The following is a 14,121-nucleotide window of genomic DNA, read 5'->3' as shown; positions in this document are numbered from 1 at the left end:
TCACTGGGCGGACTTGTGATCCAGCGCGGCGTAGAAGTTGGCGCTTTGTTGCAGATACTTGGTTGTGTAGGTCTGTGTCGCGTGGGCTTTCTTGTCGCTGACTTCAACACTGGCGCTGGCAGGAAGTGCCACGGAAGCGGAAATAGCCGATGCAGCAATGATGGAGAAAAGATTGAAGTTCATGTTGGTCACCTCTCTATGTCGGCGCTGCACGCTGCTTCTGTGCTGCTTTGAGTTCTGGCCGTCTTGGCCGTGACTCAAACTTACGCCTGAGGGTGATTCAGCAGAAATCTTTTGTAGCACTAACTTATATCATCAGGATTGATAACGGCTTCAGCCCACGGTTTGCGTGGGCTGAAGCGTTTGTATCCTATTTGTCGCTCAGAAAATGCACATAAGAAGGTGCATCCACGTCGAGTTTCTGCACCGTTTCGCCAACCATGCCGGTTTGCGGATCACGGCGTACCGTCACGATCTGGTTACTCTTCTGATTGGCAAACAGCATGAACCTGCCGCTGGGGTCGAAGCTGAACTCACGAGGCTCCTTGCCTTCAACAGTGCGACGCTGGATTTCCTCAAGCTTCCCGCTGGCAGGGTCGATGCGGAACACCACGACCTGGTTGGCCTCGCCACGGTTGGTCACGTACAGGAACTTGCCGTCGGGTGAGGCGTGCAAGGCGCCGCCGCCGTTCTTCTGGTCAACGCCCTTGTTTTTCATGTCCAGGATCTGGGTTTGCTTGAAGCCGCCGTCCAGGTAGTCGAACACCACTACCTGAGCCGACATTTCCAGTACCAGCCAGGCATGTTTACCATCGCTGCTGAAGAGCACATGACGTGGACCACTGCCCGCAGGCAACTGCACGGTCGGCACCTTGGCAGGTTGCAGCGGTTTGGCCTGATCGGCGTTGTAGCGGTAGACGAACAGCTTGTCGGCACCCAGGTCGGCCGTTACCACGTAATTGCCATCCGGAGTCGGCACTGCGAGGTGAACATGGGACGAGGCCTGCCGTTCCGGATTGACCTTGCTGCCAGGGCCCAATGGCAGGACCTGAACGGCATCACTCAACTGGCCATTCTTGCCGACCGGCATCACGGACAACGCGCCACCCGGATCAGGGTTTACAGCGTAGTTCGCCACGAACAGGTAGCGGCCGTCCTTGCTCAGGCTCGAGTGAGTCGGCTCCTCGCCCTTGGTTTCGACCTGATTGATCGGCGCAACCTTGAAGGTCTTGGGTTCGATGGAGAAACTGCTGACCTTACCCACCGTGTCGGTCTGGCCAGGGCCGTTCTCGTTGACGACGAACAGGTAACGCTGGTCTCTGGAGACCGTCAGCCAGGACGGGTTCTCGGTCTTGATCACTTGAAGCGGCTTGGGGCTGATCATGCCGGTCTTGCTGTCGAAGCCAAAACGGTAGATCCCCTCGCTTGTTCCCTGGGTATAGGAACCCAGCAGCAATTCGGAATCGGTCATGGTTTGAGCCTGTAGGGTGAAAGCGCTCATGGCACTGGCCATTGCCAGCCAAGGCAGAATTTTGTGGGGCATGGGGGCATCCCTTTTGTTGAAGTTATGACGCCTGTCACGCGGCAATCAGCTCTATGACACTGACAACGGGGTGTAGTTTTGCAGAGCCTGCAATGGATCTGCGCCGACTAGCCTTCCGGCTGCCGGAACCCGGCTTGTGCCTCGGCAAATGACACCCACGGCAGCTCCATGCCCGGAACCAGCGTGGCCACGATTTCCTGCGTATGGTGAGTGAAGTACTTGAGCTGACCAATGGGGTCGAGCGTGATGCCCGCCAAGATCAAAGCGATGATGAGGCTGCTGACGGATACCCGCTGACGGGACGGTTTGAGCGCCTGACGCGCAACCGGCAGCACCAGCACCAGCCCGACCAGAAACCACACGAACAGACGCGGCATCAGGCGTTGACGGTCCAGGCCAACTTCCCATAGCGCCCATACTGTGCTCAGCAACAGCATCAGCGTGAACAGCCAAACAGCGAAGCGCAGCCCGATCACCAGCAAAATACCGATGGCCGAGAAGCCGAACCCACAAAGCATGTAGTAGAAGGAACCGCCCAGGCCCGACAGCCTGAAGCCGCCAATGACCATGATCACGCCCAGCCCCAGCAGCAGGACGCCCAGAAACGTCGGCAACAGACGTGCACGACTCAACGCACCTTGAGTAGACATTGGATCTCCCTATCTTTTTGGTTTCGGCCCAGTCCATTGGGCCGACACTGGCGAAGCCAGTGTGTACAGCGTCGAATCTAGCGGCTAACCGGTGAAGCGCACTTGATCTGGATCAAGCTTCGTCGGCGTCGTCTTCATCGCTAGGCGTGAACGCATCGAGGCAGACGATGCGGTGGTCGGCGTTGCCATCGTTGACGACCCAGCTTTGCAGCGACTCGTCGAAGACCGCAGCCTTGACCTGATCCAGCGTGAAACGCCATACCTTGCGCTCGCGTCCGTCCATGCACTCGATGTTCAGCTCTTCACCCAGGGAAAATTCCCAGGCATGAAGACCGTCGATTTCCAGCATGGAAGAGGCTTCAAGGGCGGCGAGCAAGGTGTCTGAAGTAGTGGTCATGAGGGTATCCGGCTGCAAAAGCGCGAATGATAGGGCAATAGCGCGATGACTTGCCATGATCTTCGCGAACCCTGCCACGGCCACCAGCGGACGCGGAGCGTCCTGGGAGGCATTACCACGCTGGAGCGTGGGAACGAGCAGTGGTCTCACGCACACCGATCATGCCCATGCTCCGCGCTCATCGTTATACACAAGTCCGCAAGACGCGCAAAACGGGGGCTAAAACGAAAGTGACTGACGGAATGCATAACCCGTGGTTGCAGCAAGACCTTGGCATAACGCTGAGCACAAGCATGATTGGCGTGCTTGAGATCACGCTGATCGTTCCTACGCTCCGCGTGGGAATGCCTCCCAGGACGCTCCGCGTCCGCTCTCGAATGTGGCGCAGATATGTGCCCAAGCTCCAGCGTTATCCACGTCATGCGCTCGGCTCACTGAATCCTCAGTCTGTGCCATTTGTGACGCTCTGCGTCATATCGAGGATATGGCGCAGACTTCATGGGTGCCCTTATCTCACAGCTTGCCAATCCCACCCGGCTGGAATACCGCTTCGCTCGGTGCCAGACCGTTGACCAGCGGCTTGCCGAATTCAGCCTGGCTGACTTCGAACTTATCCCCCGGCTGGGTCCGGATGCCGTCGGCGAAGGACAGCGTCGCGGTGCCGAAGAAGTGTACGTGCACGTCACCAGGACGCAGGAACTGGGCGTATTTGAAGTGATGGTACTCAAGGTTTTCCAGGCTGTGGCACATGTTGGCCTCGCCGCTGAGGAACTCTTTCTCCCACAGCACTTTACCGTCACGCCAGACCTTGCTGGTGCCCGACAGGTTCTGCGGCAGATCACCCACGCGCAGTTCCGGCCCGAACGAGCAGGCGCGCAGCTTGGAGTGGGCCAGGTACAGGTAATTGCGGCGCTCCATGATGTGGTCGGAGTATTCATTGCCGATCGCGTAGCCCAGCCGGTAAGGCTTGTGGTCGTGGCCGATCACGTACAGACCGCTCAACTCCGGCTCTTCCCCGCCATCTTCAGCGAACGGCGGCAGCGAGAACGACTCGCCCGGACGCACGACAATGCTGCCATCGCCCTTGTAGAACCATTCCGGCTGCACACCGACCTGCCCGGTTTGCGGTTTGCCACCTTCCACGCCCCACTTGAAGATGCGCATGGTGTCGGTCATGGCTGACTCGTCGCCCGACTGCTGATGCATTTTGTCCCGGGCAGAAGCGCTACCCAGATGCGTCAGACCCGTACCGCTGACCAGCAAGTGCGCCGGATCCGGGTGATCCAGTGGCGGCAGAATGCGCAGCTCTTCCAGCAGTTGCGCGTAATCATGCGCCTCGCCAACACCGCGCTGCTCGACCTGCTGCGCCAGACCGGAACCGGCCTTGATCGCCGCCAGTGCCAGTTCGCGCACGCTCTCTACGCCCTGCACTTCACGCACCTGATCGCCGTCCACCAGACCGACCCGACGCTCACCGTTGTTCAATTCAAATTGCACCAACCGCATGGAAATCTCCTTTCAGACAGTGAAAAGCCGGACCTAGCGCGCCTTGGCGCTGGCGGCAAACTCGGAGGCTGGCAGCACATGTTTGCGCTCCAGCACGTGATAAACGATGCCGGTCAGCACCAGGCCGAAGACCATGACGCCGGACAGGAAGTACAGACCTGACGCCAGACTGCCGGTCACCTCTTTCAAGGCGCCGATCACGAACGGTCCAATATAGCCGCCCAGGTTGCCGACCGAGTTGATCAACGCAATACCGGCAGCGGCACTGGCACCCGCAAAGAAACGACCCGGCAGGGTCCAGAACACGGCCGTGCAGGAAAACAGCGCGAAGGCCACGACACACAATGCTGCCAGTTGCGCGACCGGCAACGTCAGCCAGGCACTGCAGAACAGGCCGATGGCGCCCAGCACATACAGCACCGCCAGATGGCCGTAACGGTCGTTGAGGCGGTCGGAACTGCGCGGCACGATCAGCAGGCCGATGATCCCGAAAATGTAAGGCACTGAAGACACGAAACCGGTGGTCAGATCACTGCCGCCGAACTGCTTGATCAGCGTCGGCAGCCACAGGCCAAGTCCATAGATGCTCAAGGTCACGGGCAGGTAGAACAGCGCCAGCAACAACACGCGCTTGTCCTTGAGCGCATGCAGCGGATTGCCATGGCGGGTCTGGCCGTACTCCTCCAGATCTTTCTTCAGCTCGCCGGTCAGCCAGTCCTTCTCGTCCTGACTCATCCAGTTGACCTGCTGCGGACCGTCAGGCAACCAGCGCAACACCGGCCAGGTCAGCAGAATCGCAGGGGTACCGATGACAATGAACAGCCACTGCCAGCCATGCAGGCCCAAAACGCCATCCATGCCCAGCAGACCGCCGGACACGGGACCGGTGATCATCATGGCGATGGGTTGCGAGAGGATGAACAGGCCCAGGATCTTGCCGCGATGGCGGACCGGAAACCACTGGGTGATGTAGTACAGCACGCCAGGAAAGAAGCCCGCCTCGGCCGCGCCCAACAGAAAGCGCATCACGTAGAAGCTGTGCGGCCCCTGAACGAAGGCCATACCAATGGTGATGGCGCCCCAGGTGATCATGATCCGGGCAAACCAGCGGCGTGCGCCAAAGCGTTCGAGCATCAGGTTGCTGGGGATTTCCAGCAGGAAGTAACCGATGAAAAACAGCCCGGCACCCAGCCCGTAGGCAGCGTCGCCGATACCGATGTCGGCACCCATGTGCAGCTTGGCAAAGCCCACGGCAGAGCGGTCCACGTAGGCGATCAGGTAAAGCAGGATCAGAAAGGGAATCAGTTTGAACGTAATGCGACGTATAAGCCGCAGTTCCTGGCTCATGAAGGCGGTCTCCCATTGTTTTTGTTATGGAACCTGCGGGGATCGCCTCAGTACCTGGGTGCCGATATGCAGCAACACCGAGGCAAGGGTCGTCCCTCAACTGAAAACGACTATATAGTAATACTATTTAAACTGACAACTCTTCCAATCGGCGTTTTTTAGGCTTACCTTAGCCAGCAGCATCGACATTAAGTCTTACAATAAGAGAGCCGATCATGTCTGACTCCGATAAAAAACCGACCCTTCGTTCTGCCCAGTGGTTTGGCACTGCCGACAAGAACGGCTTCATGTACCGTAGCTGGATGAAGAATCAGGGCATCGCCGACCATCAGTTTCAAGGCAAGCCGATCATCGGCATTTGCAACACCTGGTCCGAGCTGACGCCTTGCAACGCCCACTTCCGTCAGATTGCCGAACACGTCAAACGCGGCGTGATCGAGGCCGGTGGCTGGCCGGTTGAATTCCCGGTGTTCTCCAACGGTGAATCCAACCTGCGCCCTACCGCGATGTTCACACGCAACCTGGCGAGCATGGATGTCGAGGAAGCGATTCGCGGCAACCCGATCGATGGCGTGGTGCTGCTGACCGGCTGTGACAAGACAACTCCTGCCCTGCTGATGGGCGCGGCCAGTTGCGACATTCCGGCCATCGTCGTGACTGGCGGGCCGATGCTCAACGGCAAGCATGAAGGCAAAGACATCGGCGCTGGCACCATCGTCTGGCAGATGCACGAATCCTACAAAGCCGGCACGATCAGCCTGGATGAATTCCTGTCCGCCGAAGCCGGCATGTCCCGCTCGGCAGGCACCTGCAACACCATGGGTACCGCATCCACCATGGCCTGCATGGCCGAAGCACTGGGCACCTCGCTGCCGCACAACGCTGCGATTCCGGCAGTGGACTCACGGCGCTACGTGCTCGCGCACATGTCCGGCATGCGTGCTGTAGACATGGTTCGTGAAGACCTGCGTCTGTCGAAGATCCTGACCAAGGCCGCGTTCGAGAACGCAATCCGGGTCAACGCCGCCATCGGTGGCTCGACCAACGCTGTGATCCACCTGAAAGCCATCGCCGGACGCATCGGTGTCGATCTGGAGCTGGATGACTGGACCCGCGTCGGTCGCGGCATGCCAACCATCGTCGACCTGCAACCGTCCGGGCGCTTCCTGATGGAAGAGTTCTACTACGCCGGTGGCCTGCCCGCCGTGCTGCGACGCATGAACGAAGCCGGTCTGCTGCCCAACCCTGACGCACTGACCGTCAACGGCAAAAGCATTGCCGAGAACACCTGCAACTCGCCGATCTATGGCGAAGATCAGGTGATCCGCGCGCTGGACAACCCGATCCGCGCCGACGGCGGCATCTGCGTGCTGCGTGGCAACCTCGCCCCGCTGGGCGCCGTGCTCAAGCCTTCCGCTGCGACACCTGCGCTGATGCAACATCGCGGTCGCGCCGTGGTGTTCGAGAATTTCGAGATGTACAAGGCCCGCATCAACGATCCGGATCTGGACATCGATGCAACCTCCGTTATGGTCCTCAAGAACTGCGGACCCAAGGGTTATCCCGGCATGGCCGAGGTCGGCAACATGGGCCTTCCGGCCAAACTGCTGGCCCAGGGCGTGACCGACATGGTGCGGATTTCCGATGCCCGCATGAGCGGCACGGCCTACGGCACCGTGGTGCTGCATGTGGCACCGGAAGCGGCGGCAGGCGGACCGCTGGCGGTGGTCAAGGAAGGCGACTGGATCGAACTGGACTGCGCCAGCGGCCGTTTGCACCTGGACATTCCCGAAGCGGAACTGGCGGCGCGTCTGGCCGACTGGCAGGCTCCACCTCAATTGCTGCTGGGCGGCTATCGCCAGCTGTATATCGATCACGTCATGCAAGCGGATCAGGGCTGCGATTTCGACTTCCTGATCGGCAGCCGCGGCTCTGAAGTGCCGAGGCATTCTCACTAGTCGCTGACTGCCATCAGTTCCCTGTCCTGAGCAGCGGCTGCCCCTCCCACGGGCGGCCGCCTTGGGCGATGCGCAGTGTTATGATGCGCGGCACTCACCGCCAGGATCGACGCACGTTCCCATGGACTACCGAAAGCCTTCAGACCGTAAAAGCATGCACGCGCGCATTGTCCAGGAACTGGGCATGCAGATCGTATCCGGTCGTTTCAAACCTGACGAAAAACTGCCTCCCGAGGCGCTGCTCTGCGAAGAGTACGCCGTCAGCCGTCCGGTGCTGCGTGAAGCCACGCGGGTATTGGTGGCCAAGGGTCTGGTCTACTCGAGGCCACGCGTCGGCACGGTGGTCAAGGAACGGCGCGAATGGCACCTGCTGGATCCGGATGTATTGCACTGGGTGATGCAGAGCTCGCCGCAGAATGAGTTCTTCAACCTGCTGACCAGCGTGCGTGCGGTGATCGAACCCGCTGTTGCGGCGCTGGCGGCGCAGCATGCGACGGATGAGGAAATCGAGTCGATTCATGAGGCGTACCAGCGCATGGAAGCGGCCCCGACGCCGGAAGACCTGCTGCAGCCTGACCTGGATTTTCACAGCCGTATCGCCGACGCGACTCACAACGACCTGTTGGCTCACTTGTGCAACATGCTCTCACTGGCGTTGCGCGAAGCGCTCAAGTATTCCAACAAGCGGCCCAACCTGCACGAGCTGGCCATGCCGCGTCACAAGGCCATCCTCACCGCCATCCAGAACCGCGACGCCCTCGCCGCCCGCCATGCTTCGCTGGTGCAACTGGACGATGCGCGCAATGCGCTGACGGTGGTACTGGGCGGGGTTTGATTGGCAGGTGCGATGCACAAACCCGGAAAAGCGCAGAACAGGGCTAAACCGTTAATGACTGGCTGAACATACAACCCGTGGGAGGCGGCTTGCCGGCGATAGCGTAAGACCAGTCACTGATGTATCGACTGAAAATCCGCATCGCCGGCAAGCCGCCTCCCACGGGGGGTTGCGTTTATGTCTCGCGACTGTATAGCGTTGGCACACTCATGTGCCACCGCCCTGTCAATGCGAAAACAGTGAATTCCCCACCTTGCCCGCCATTTTCTCCGGCTTGATCAGGAACCGCGCCAGTGCTGGCAGCAGCCACAGTGCGCCGAACATGTTCCACAGCAGCATGAAGGTCAGCATCAGGCCCATGTCGGCCTGGAACTTGATCGCCGAGAAGATCCAGGTGCACACGCCAATTGCCAGACACAGACCGGTAAACAGCACCGCCTTGCCCGTGGACTTGAGGGTTTCGTAATAGGCCTCCTGCAACGGCAGTCCGGCGCGCAGGAAACTCTCCAGACGGCTGTAGATGTAGATCCCGTAATCGACACCGATCCCCACGCCCAGTGCCACCACCGGCAAGGTCGCGACTTTCACGCCGATACCCATGAACGCCATCAGCGCGTTACCCAGCACCGAAGTCAGGACCAGCGGCAGCACGATGCACAGCGTGGCCGCCCAGGAGCGGAAGGTGATCATGCACATGGCGGCCACGCAGATGTAGACCAGGATCAGGATGGTCAGCTCGGACTTCTTGATCACCTCGTTGGTCGCCGCTTCGATACCGGCGTTGCCCGCAGCCAGCAGAAACTGCATGTCCGGGCGGTCGTTCTCTTTGGCGAAGTCCTGCACCGCATGTACAGCACGGTCAAGGGTTTCGGCCTTGTGGTCGTTGAGGAACACCAGCAGGGGTGCCAGCGAACAGGTGTTGTTGTACAGGCCATCGGCACGGGCAATGGAGTTGTTGAGCACGTCCTTGTTACGCGACAGGGTTTCCCATTTCAGGTTGCCCTCGTTCATGCCCTTGATGACCTGCTTGGAAACCGTCACCAGCGAGATGGCCGATTGCACGCCCTGAGTGTTCTCCATCTTCCAGGCCAGTTCGTTGATCGCCGACATCGTCGGATAGGCCGAGCAGCCCTCTGGAGGCGTCTTGACCATCACCACCAGCACGTCCGAACTGGTGGAGTAATGACTGATGATGAACGCGTTGTCCTTGTTGTAGCGTGAATCGGGACGCAGCTCCGGCGCGCCCTGGTCCAGGTCGCCGATCTTGAGATTCTGGCTGTACCAGAGGCCGCCACCGAAGGCGAGCAGCGCCAGCACAATGGAAACCGGCGCGACCTTTGCGCTGGCAAAGTTGGACAGCAGTCGCCAGAACGGATGCTCGGACACCGCATCCTGCTTGCTGCGATTGATCGCCCGCTTGCTGATGCCTGCGTAGGAAATCGCCACCGGCAGCAGGATCAGGTTGGTGAACACGATCACCGCGACACCGATGGACGCCCCGATGGCCAGCTCGCGAATCACGCCGATATCAATGATCAGCAGCGTGATGAAACCCACGGCGTCGGCCAGAATCGCGATCATGCCCGGCAGGAACAACTGACGGAAAGTACGCTTTGCCGCCATCAATGCGTTTTCGGCGTCGCTGGATTGCAAGGCGATACCGTTGATCTTCTGCACGCCATGGGAAATGCCGATGGCAAAGATCAGGAACGGCACCAGCATCGAGTACGGGTCGATACCGAAACCCACGACATGCATCAGACCCAGTTGCCAGATCACCGCAATCAACGTGGTGATCAGCACGGCGATGGTGCTGCGAAGGCAGCGGGTGAACCAGATCAGCAGAACCAGCGTGATCAGAAAGGCGATGCCGAAGAACATCACCACCATAAACAGGCCGTCGATCAGATCGCCGACCTTCTTGGCGAAACCGACGATGTGAATCTTGATGTTGGGGTTCTGGGCTTCGTACTTGCCGCGAATCTTCTCTTCAAGCTGGTGCGAGAACTGCTGATAGTCCAGCGCCAGCAACTTGCCCTGGTCAGCAGGGTCCGGATAGGACTCCTGCAACGGCACATCGATGATGCTGGACTTGAAGTCGTTGGCCACCAGCCGCCCGACCTGCCCGGACTTGAGTATGTTGTTGCGCAACAGGTCCAGACTCTCATCCGAACCGTTGTAACTCTGCGGAATCACTTCGCCGCCGGCAAAGCCCTCCTCCGTCACTTCGGTCCAGCGAACGCTCGGGCTCCACAGCGATTTCAGGCCGGAACGGTCGACGCCGGGAATGTAGAACACCTCGTCGCTGATCTGGCGCAGTGTCTCCATGTACTGCTTGGAAAAGATGTCGCCATCCTTGGCCTCCACCGAGATACGCACGGTGTTACCCAGGTTCGCGAGATCGTTGCGGTGCGCCATCATGTTCTGGATGAACGGATGGGACAGCGGAATCATCTTCTCGAAGCTGGTGGACGGGCGAACCTGGGTGGCCTGCCAGAACAGAAAAATGCTGGCCAGCAGGCACAGAATGATCACGGCCGGGCGGTTGTTGAAGATCAGGCGTTCGAGAAAGGTCTCTTTTCCGCCGGAATGCTGGGTGTGTTGAAGATTGGTCATGCCTGAATGTCCCCGCCCTGAAAGGTCTTATTGTTGGGTCGTCTCGGCGCCCGTTGGCGAGGCGATGCGAACGCCTCCTTGACCTACCAGAATCAGATTGCCTTGAAGATTGGAGGTCACACCCGCCAGCGAGATCCGGTCGGGGCGGTTGAAGACCTGAAAGGTTTCGCCGTCGTCGCTGCTGCGCATCACACTGCCGCCATTGCCGACCAGCACCAGCGAGCCATCAGCCAGCAGCGAAGCGCTGGCCAGACCGAATTCCAGCGGGCCGCGTGCGCCCTGCAGCTCAATGGGCTGCCAAGTGTCACCAAAGTCAGTGGAGCGGAACAGATTGCCGCGCAAACCATAGGCCAGCAGCGTCGACGGGCTGGCGGTGCCGATCACCCCGAACAGCGAGCCCTGATAGGGACCGTCAAGCTTTTCCCAGGTCTGCCCTTCGTCACGGGAGCGAAACATGCTGCCAGCCTCGCCGACGATAAACAGCCCGGCGTCCTTGACCTGGGTGATGCCGTTGAGGTGGTATTGATCTTCGTTGTCCAGACGATCACTGACATCTTCCCAGTGCTGTCCGCCGTCAGTGGTGGTCAACAAGGCACCGTAGGCCCCGACGGCCAGACCGTTCTGCAGGTCCTTGAACCAGACATCCAGCAACGGCGCCTCGCGTGCAAGGTCTTCGAACTGTTTGTTCCAGCTCTTGCCGCCATCGCTGCTGGCGAGGATCTGTGCGTCGTGTCCCACCGCCCAGCCGTGCTGTTCGTCGACAAAATAGACGGCGGTCAGCAACTGGCGAGTCGGCACGCGGGCCTGGACCCAGCTCTTGCCCTGATCATCGGAATAAAGAATATGGCCGTGATCGCCGACTGCGACCAGTCGAGCCCCTGCGTGGGCGATGTCCAGCAGCAGGCCGCGAGCGGCTTTCGCTGATTCAATGGCATAAATGCCGGTCGTGCTGGTGGTCGCGGCTGGCGCCGGATCGGTCGCGGCCATGAGCGGTGCAGACACCGTGCACGCCATCAGGATTGCCAGGGACATGCCCGCGCGTAACCGGGTGCGCCGATAGACAGGCTCACTCATGGACGTTCCCCTCTTATTGTTATTAGGCTCTGACACCGGCCCGCTCGCACGGGTCAAACGCTCGCGAGCGCTCTGGCCGTACCTTTTGCAAGCCTCGCCATCCTAGGCAGTTTTGCAAATGGCTGACAATCGACATGTCGTTATCTTTTGTTAAGCGCATTGACTGTGATTGATGCGCTATCAGCCAGCCTGATACAGAACGTGTCGATCGCAGTCAGTCGATGACGACGTGAGGCAGGAAACGGCTGGAGTCCTTGGTGATCAGGCTGTCGTCTTCCCGGATGCCGATACCCGAGGCCAGATCACCGATCACCCAGGAACCGATCAGTGTATAGCTGTCGTCGAATCGCGGCAGTGGCGAGTACGCCTGCATGATGTAAGGCGCATCGGTATACGGCCCATCGACAGCAATGACCTGATCACCCGGTGTGCGCATCTCGATGTTGGCGCCTTCGCGGGAGAAGTACGGCTTGCGTACCCAGCCTCTGGGCACAGCCTGCCGGGGATCACGATCCACGTGGGACTCCAGCAGGTTGGGATGGCCTTCGTTGAATTGCCACAGCAGCGGCAGAATGCCTTTGTTGCTGAGAATGGCCTTCCAGGCCGGCTCGACGAACTGTGTGCCGCTGGCCGCGACATACTCGCCGAACGACTCGTGAAAGATGTGCTCCCAGGCATGCAGCTTGAACAGACGTTCGATGGGCTGTGCGTCCAGGTCGACAAAGCGTCCGTCGGCGGTCAGACCGATGTCTTCGATGTCGATGTGTCGGGCGTCGATGCCGACATGAGCCGCCATCCGCCGCAGAAAATCAGTGGTGCCGCGATCCTCGACTGAACCCGACATCGCCGAAAAATGAAACGGTCCCTGACGGGGAAACTCGGCGAACGCTCGCACAAGGTCTTCGGCGATGGAGTTGAACTGGGTGGCATGAGCAGGCAGAACACCGCGCGCCATCTGCTCTTCCAGCCACAGCAGTTGCACCGCCCCGGCCTCCATCAGGCTGGTCGGGGTATCGGCATTGATTTCGTACATCTTCGCCGGACCGCTGCCATCGTAGGCGAAGTCAAAACGTGCATAGAGGTGCGGGTGACCCTGCTTCCATGAGGTGCGGATCAGTTCGAAGAACGCTTCCGGAATGGCGAGCTGGCGCAGCAGCTCTTCGCTGTCCACGATCCGTCCCACGGCATCCATGCACATCTGATGCAGTTCCTGGGTCGGCGCTTCCAGATCGCGGGTGATCTGCTGTTCGGTGAACAGGTAATACCCGCGTTCATCCCAGTAGCGTTCGCCGTCGATGGTGTGGAAGTTGAACCCCTCACGCTCGACGGTGGCTTGCCAGTCAGGTCGTTCTTCGATGCTGATCTTTTTCATGGGCCGGATCCGTCAGCCTCCGAAACTGCTACTGCTACTGCTGCTCTTGCCACCCCAGCCGCTGCGCGCCGATGCCTGGCTGCCGAAGCCACCGCGCGAAACCGTCGAAGACACCGATGACCCGGAACTGGAGCGTGACCCGAAGCTGGACCCCGAACCTGAACCTGAGCCGGAACTGCCGAGACTTCGACCCAGCGTATTCCTGTCATAGCTGCCGGAGCCTGAGCGTGCCTGGGTCGAACTGCCGAAAGTCTTGCCACGCTCCATCTGGCTCGGCAACGACGAACCGTAATAACCGAACGAGCCCGAGCTGCGGTCGTCGCGAGTCTGGTAGATAGGCTGCGAGTAGTAGCGGCTGCCACCACCAAAGCCATTGCTCATCAGGTTGCCGATCAGCAGGCCGGTCAACAGTCCGGTGGTGCCGCTCATGCCGGGTGCTGCAGTCTGTGCAACTTCCTGCTGGGCCCGTTCCAGAGCATCCTTGGGCACATTGCCTTCAAACCCCAGCTCGAACCCGCCCATTTTGGGCATGTACTTGCCGTCGGACGTGACCTGGCAGTAGTCCGGGATGAAATCGGCATCACACGAAGCCTTGTCATCGTAGACCGGAGCGATGGCCCGGTGATCCGACATAGCCTTCATGAATGCGTCCGAGCACACATCGACCGGAACCTTGGATTCGGTGCATTCCTGAACCGACTTGAAGCTGGCCCGCGCCGTGAAGTTGGGCTCCTCGTCTGCAGCGCCACAGCCTGAAATGGCCAGAGGCAGCGTGCTGACAAGCACCCATTTTACTGAACTGCGTCTCATCGATAGTCTCCTT

General features: G+C 59.8%; 12 protein-coding genes. 2 read left to right on the top strand and 10 right to left on the bottom strand.

The window, feature by feature from the left end; genetic code table 11:
- The 6 genes from QRN20_RS22720 to QRN20_RS22695 form a co-directional block, all read right to left on the bottom strand.
- Positions 1 to 183 (bottom strand): hypothetical protein, encoded by a 183-nt coding sequence (locus QRN20_RS22720; RefSeq protein WP_004883855.1) that lies wholly within the window; start codon positions 181 to 183, stop codon positions 1 to 3.
- Positions 184 to 370: 187 nt separating this feature from the next.
- Entirely contained in the window at positions 371 to 1,543 is a 1,173-nt protein-coding gene (locus QRN20_RS22715) for a lactonase family protein (protein ID WP_122428969.1), read from the bottom strand.
- Positions 1,544 to 1,650: 107 nt separating this feature from the next.
- Positions 1,651 to 2,193, bottom strand: a complete 543-nt coding sequence (locus QRN20_RS22710; protein ID WP_029243402.1) for a hypothetical protein — start codon at positions 2,191 to 2,193, stop codon at positions 1,651 to 1,653.
- 112 nt (positions 2,194 to 2,305) lie between these two features.
- Complete coding sequence (locus tag QRN20_RS22705) at positions 2,306 to 2,590, bottom strand: DUF5629 family protein (protein ID WP_096767730.1); 285 nt, start codon at positions 2,588 to 2,590, stop codon at positions 2,306 to 2,308.
- A gap of 513 nt (positions 2,591 to 3,103) precedes the next feature.
- Positions 3,104 to 4,096, bottom strand: a complete 993-nt coding sequence (gene araD1, locus QRN20_RS22700; RefSeq protein ID WP_122575112.1) for an AraD1 family protein — start codon at positions 4,094 to 4,096, stop codon at positions 3,104 to 3,106.
- Positions 4,097 to 4,129: 33 nt separating this feature from the next.
- Positions 4,130 to 5,443 (bottom strand): MFS transporter, encoded by a 1,314-nt coding sequence (locus QRN20_RS22695; RefSeq protein ID WP_004884507.1) that lies wholly within the window; start codon positions 5,441 to 5,443, stop codon positions 4,130 to 4,132.
- A gap of 215 nt (positions 5,444 to 5,658) precedes the next feature.
- On the opposite strand from QRN20_RS22695, the gene QRN20_RS22690 reads away from it, so the two are divergent.
- The gene (locus QRN20_RS22690; protein WP_025994363.1) at positions 5,659 to 7,401 is read left to right on the top strand and encodes an IlvD/Edd family dehydratase; all 1,743 of its coding nucleotides are present in this window, start codon (positions 5,659 to 5,661) and stop codon (positions 7,399 to 7,401) included.
- A 121-nt stretch (positions 7,402 to 7,522) separates the two neighbouring features.
- Positions 7,523 to 8,236: a FadR/GntR family transcriptional regulator gene (locus QRN20_RS22685; protein ID WP_004884509.1), complete on the top strand. Its 714-nt coding sequence runs from the start codon at positions 7,523 to 7,525 to the stop codon at positions 8,234 to 8,236.
- A gap of 225 nt (positions 8,237 to 8,461) precedes the next feature.
- Here the strand turns inward: QRN20_RS22685 and QRN20_RS22680 are convergent, their stop codons facing one another.
- The 4 genes from QRN20_RS22680 to QRN20_RS22665 form a co-directional block, all read right to left on the bottom strand.
- Positions 8,462 to 10,852 carry an efflux RND transporter permease subunit gene (locus QRN20_RS22680; protein WP_122575111.1) on the bottom strand — a complete coding sequence of 797 codons (2,391 nt, stop codon included), beginning with the start codon at positions 10,850 to 10,852 and terminating at the stop codon, positions 8,462 to 8,464.
- Positions 10,853 to 10,879: 27 nt separating this feature from the next.
- A complete protein-coding gene (locus tag QRN20_RS22675) occupies positions 10,880 to 11,926 on the bottom strand; it encodes a WD40/YVTN/BNR-like repeat-containing protein (RefSeq protein ID WP_088235707.1) in 1,047 nt (348 codons plus the stop codon).
- 214 nt (positions 11,927 to 12,140) lie between these two features.
- Positions 12,141 to 13,298, bottom strand: a complete 1,158-nt coding sequence (locus tag QRN20_RS22670) for a glutathionylspermidine synthase family protein (RefSeq protein WP_122417982.1) — start codon at positions 13,296 to 13,298, stop codon at positions 12,141 to 12,143.
- A 12-nt stretch (positions 13,299 to 13,310) separates the two neighbouring features.
- A complete protein-coding gene (locus QRN20_RS22665) occupies positions 13,311 to 14,108 on the bottom strand; it encodes a DUF1190 domain-containing protein (protein WP_122422425.1) in 798 nt (265 codons plus the stop codon).
- Between the last annotated feature and the right edge of the window lie 13 nt (positions 14,109 to 14,121).

It is taken from the genome of Pseudomonas sp. fls2-241-TYG-175, assembly GCF_030209155.1.
GTDB lineage: Bacteria > Pseudomonadota > Gammaproteobacteria > Pseudomonadales > Pseudomonadaceae > Aquipseudomonas > Aquipseudomonas viridiflava.
Note: the sequence above shows the minus strand (reverse complement) of the source record. Positions and strands in the feature narration are given on the sequence as shown.

What these genes read in the sequence shown, in the direction of transcription:
- QRN20_RS22695 (WP_004884507.1), bottom strand. Translation starts at nt 5,443, where the DNA reads ATGAGCCAGGAACTGCGGCTTATACGTCGCATTACGTTCAAACTGATT.
- QRN20_RS22720 (WP_004883855.1), bottom strand. Translation starts at nt 183, where the DNA reads ATGAACTTCAATCTTTTCTCCATCATTGCTGCATCGGCTATTTCCGCT.
- QRN20_RS22665 (WP_122422425.1), bottom strand. Translation starts at nt 14,108, where the DNA reads ATGAGACGCAGTTCAGTAAAATGGGTGCTTGTCAGCACGCTGCCTCTG.
- QRN20_RS22710 (WP_029243402.1), bottom strand. Translation starts at nt 2,193, where the DNA reads ATGTCTACTCAAGGTGCGTTGAGTCGTGCACGTCTGTTGCCGACGTTT.
- QRN20_RS22715 (WP_122428969.1), bottom strand. Translation starts at nt 1,543, where the DNA reads ATGCCCCACAAAATTCTGCCTTGGCTGGCAATGGCCAGTGCCATGAGC.
- QRN20_RS22685 (WP_004884509.1), top strand. Translation starts at nt 7,523, where the DNA reads ATGGACTACCGAAAGCCTTCAGACCGTAAAAGCATGCACGCGCGCATT.
- QRN20_RS22680 (WP_122575111.1), bottom strand. Translation starts at nt 10,852, where the DNA reads ATGACCAATCTTCAACACACCCAGCATTCCGGCGGAAAAGAGACCTTT.
- QRN20_RS22670 (WP_122417982.1), bottom strand. Translation starts at nt 13,298, where the DNA reads ATGAAAAAGATCAGCATCGAAGAACGACCTGACTGGCAAGCCACCGTC.
- QRN20_RS22705 (WP_096767730.1), bottom strand. Translation starts at nt 2,590, where the DNA reads ATGACCACTACTTCAGACACCTTGCTCGCCGCCCTTGAAGCCTCTTCC.
- QRN20_RS22690 (WP_025994363.1), top strand. Translation starts at nt 5,659, where the DNA reads ATGTCTGACTCCGATAAAAAACCGACCCTTCGTTCTGCCCAGTGGTTT.
- QRN20_RS22675 (WP_088235707.1), bottom strand. Translation starts at nt 11,926, where the DNA reads ATGAGTGAGCCTGTCTATCGGCGCACCCGGTTACGCGCGGGCATGTCC.
- araD1 (WP_122575112.1), bottom strand. Translation starts at nt 4,096, where the DNA reads ATGCGGTTGGTGCAATTTGAATTGAACAACGGTGAGCGTCGGGTCGGT.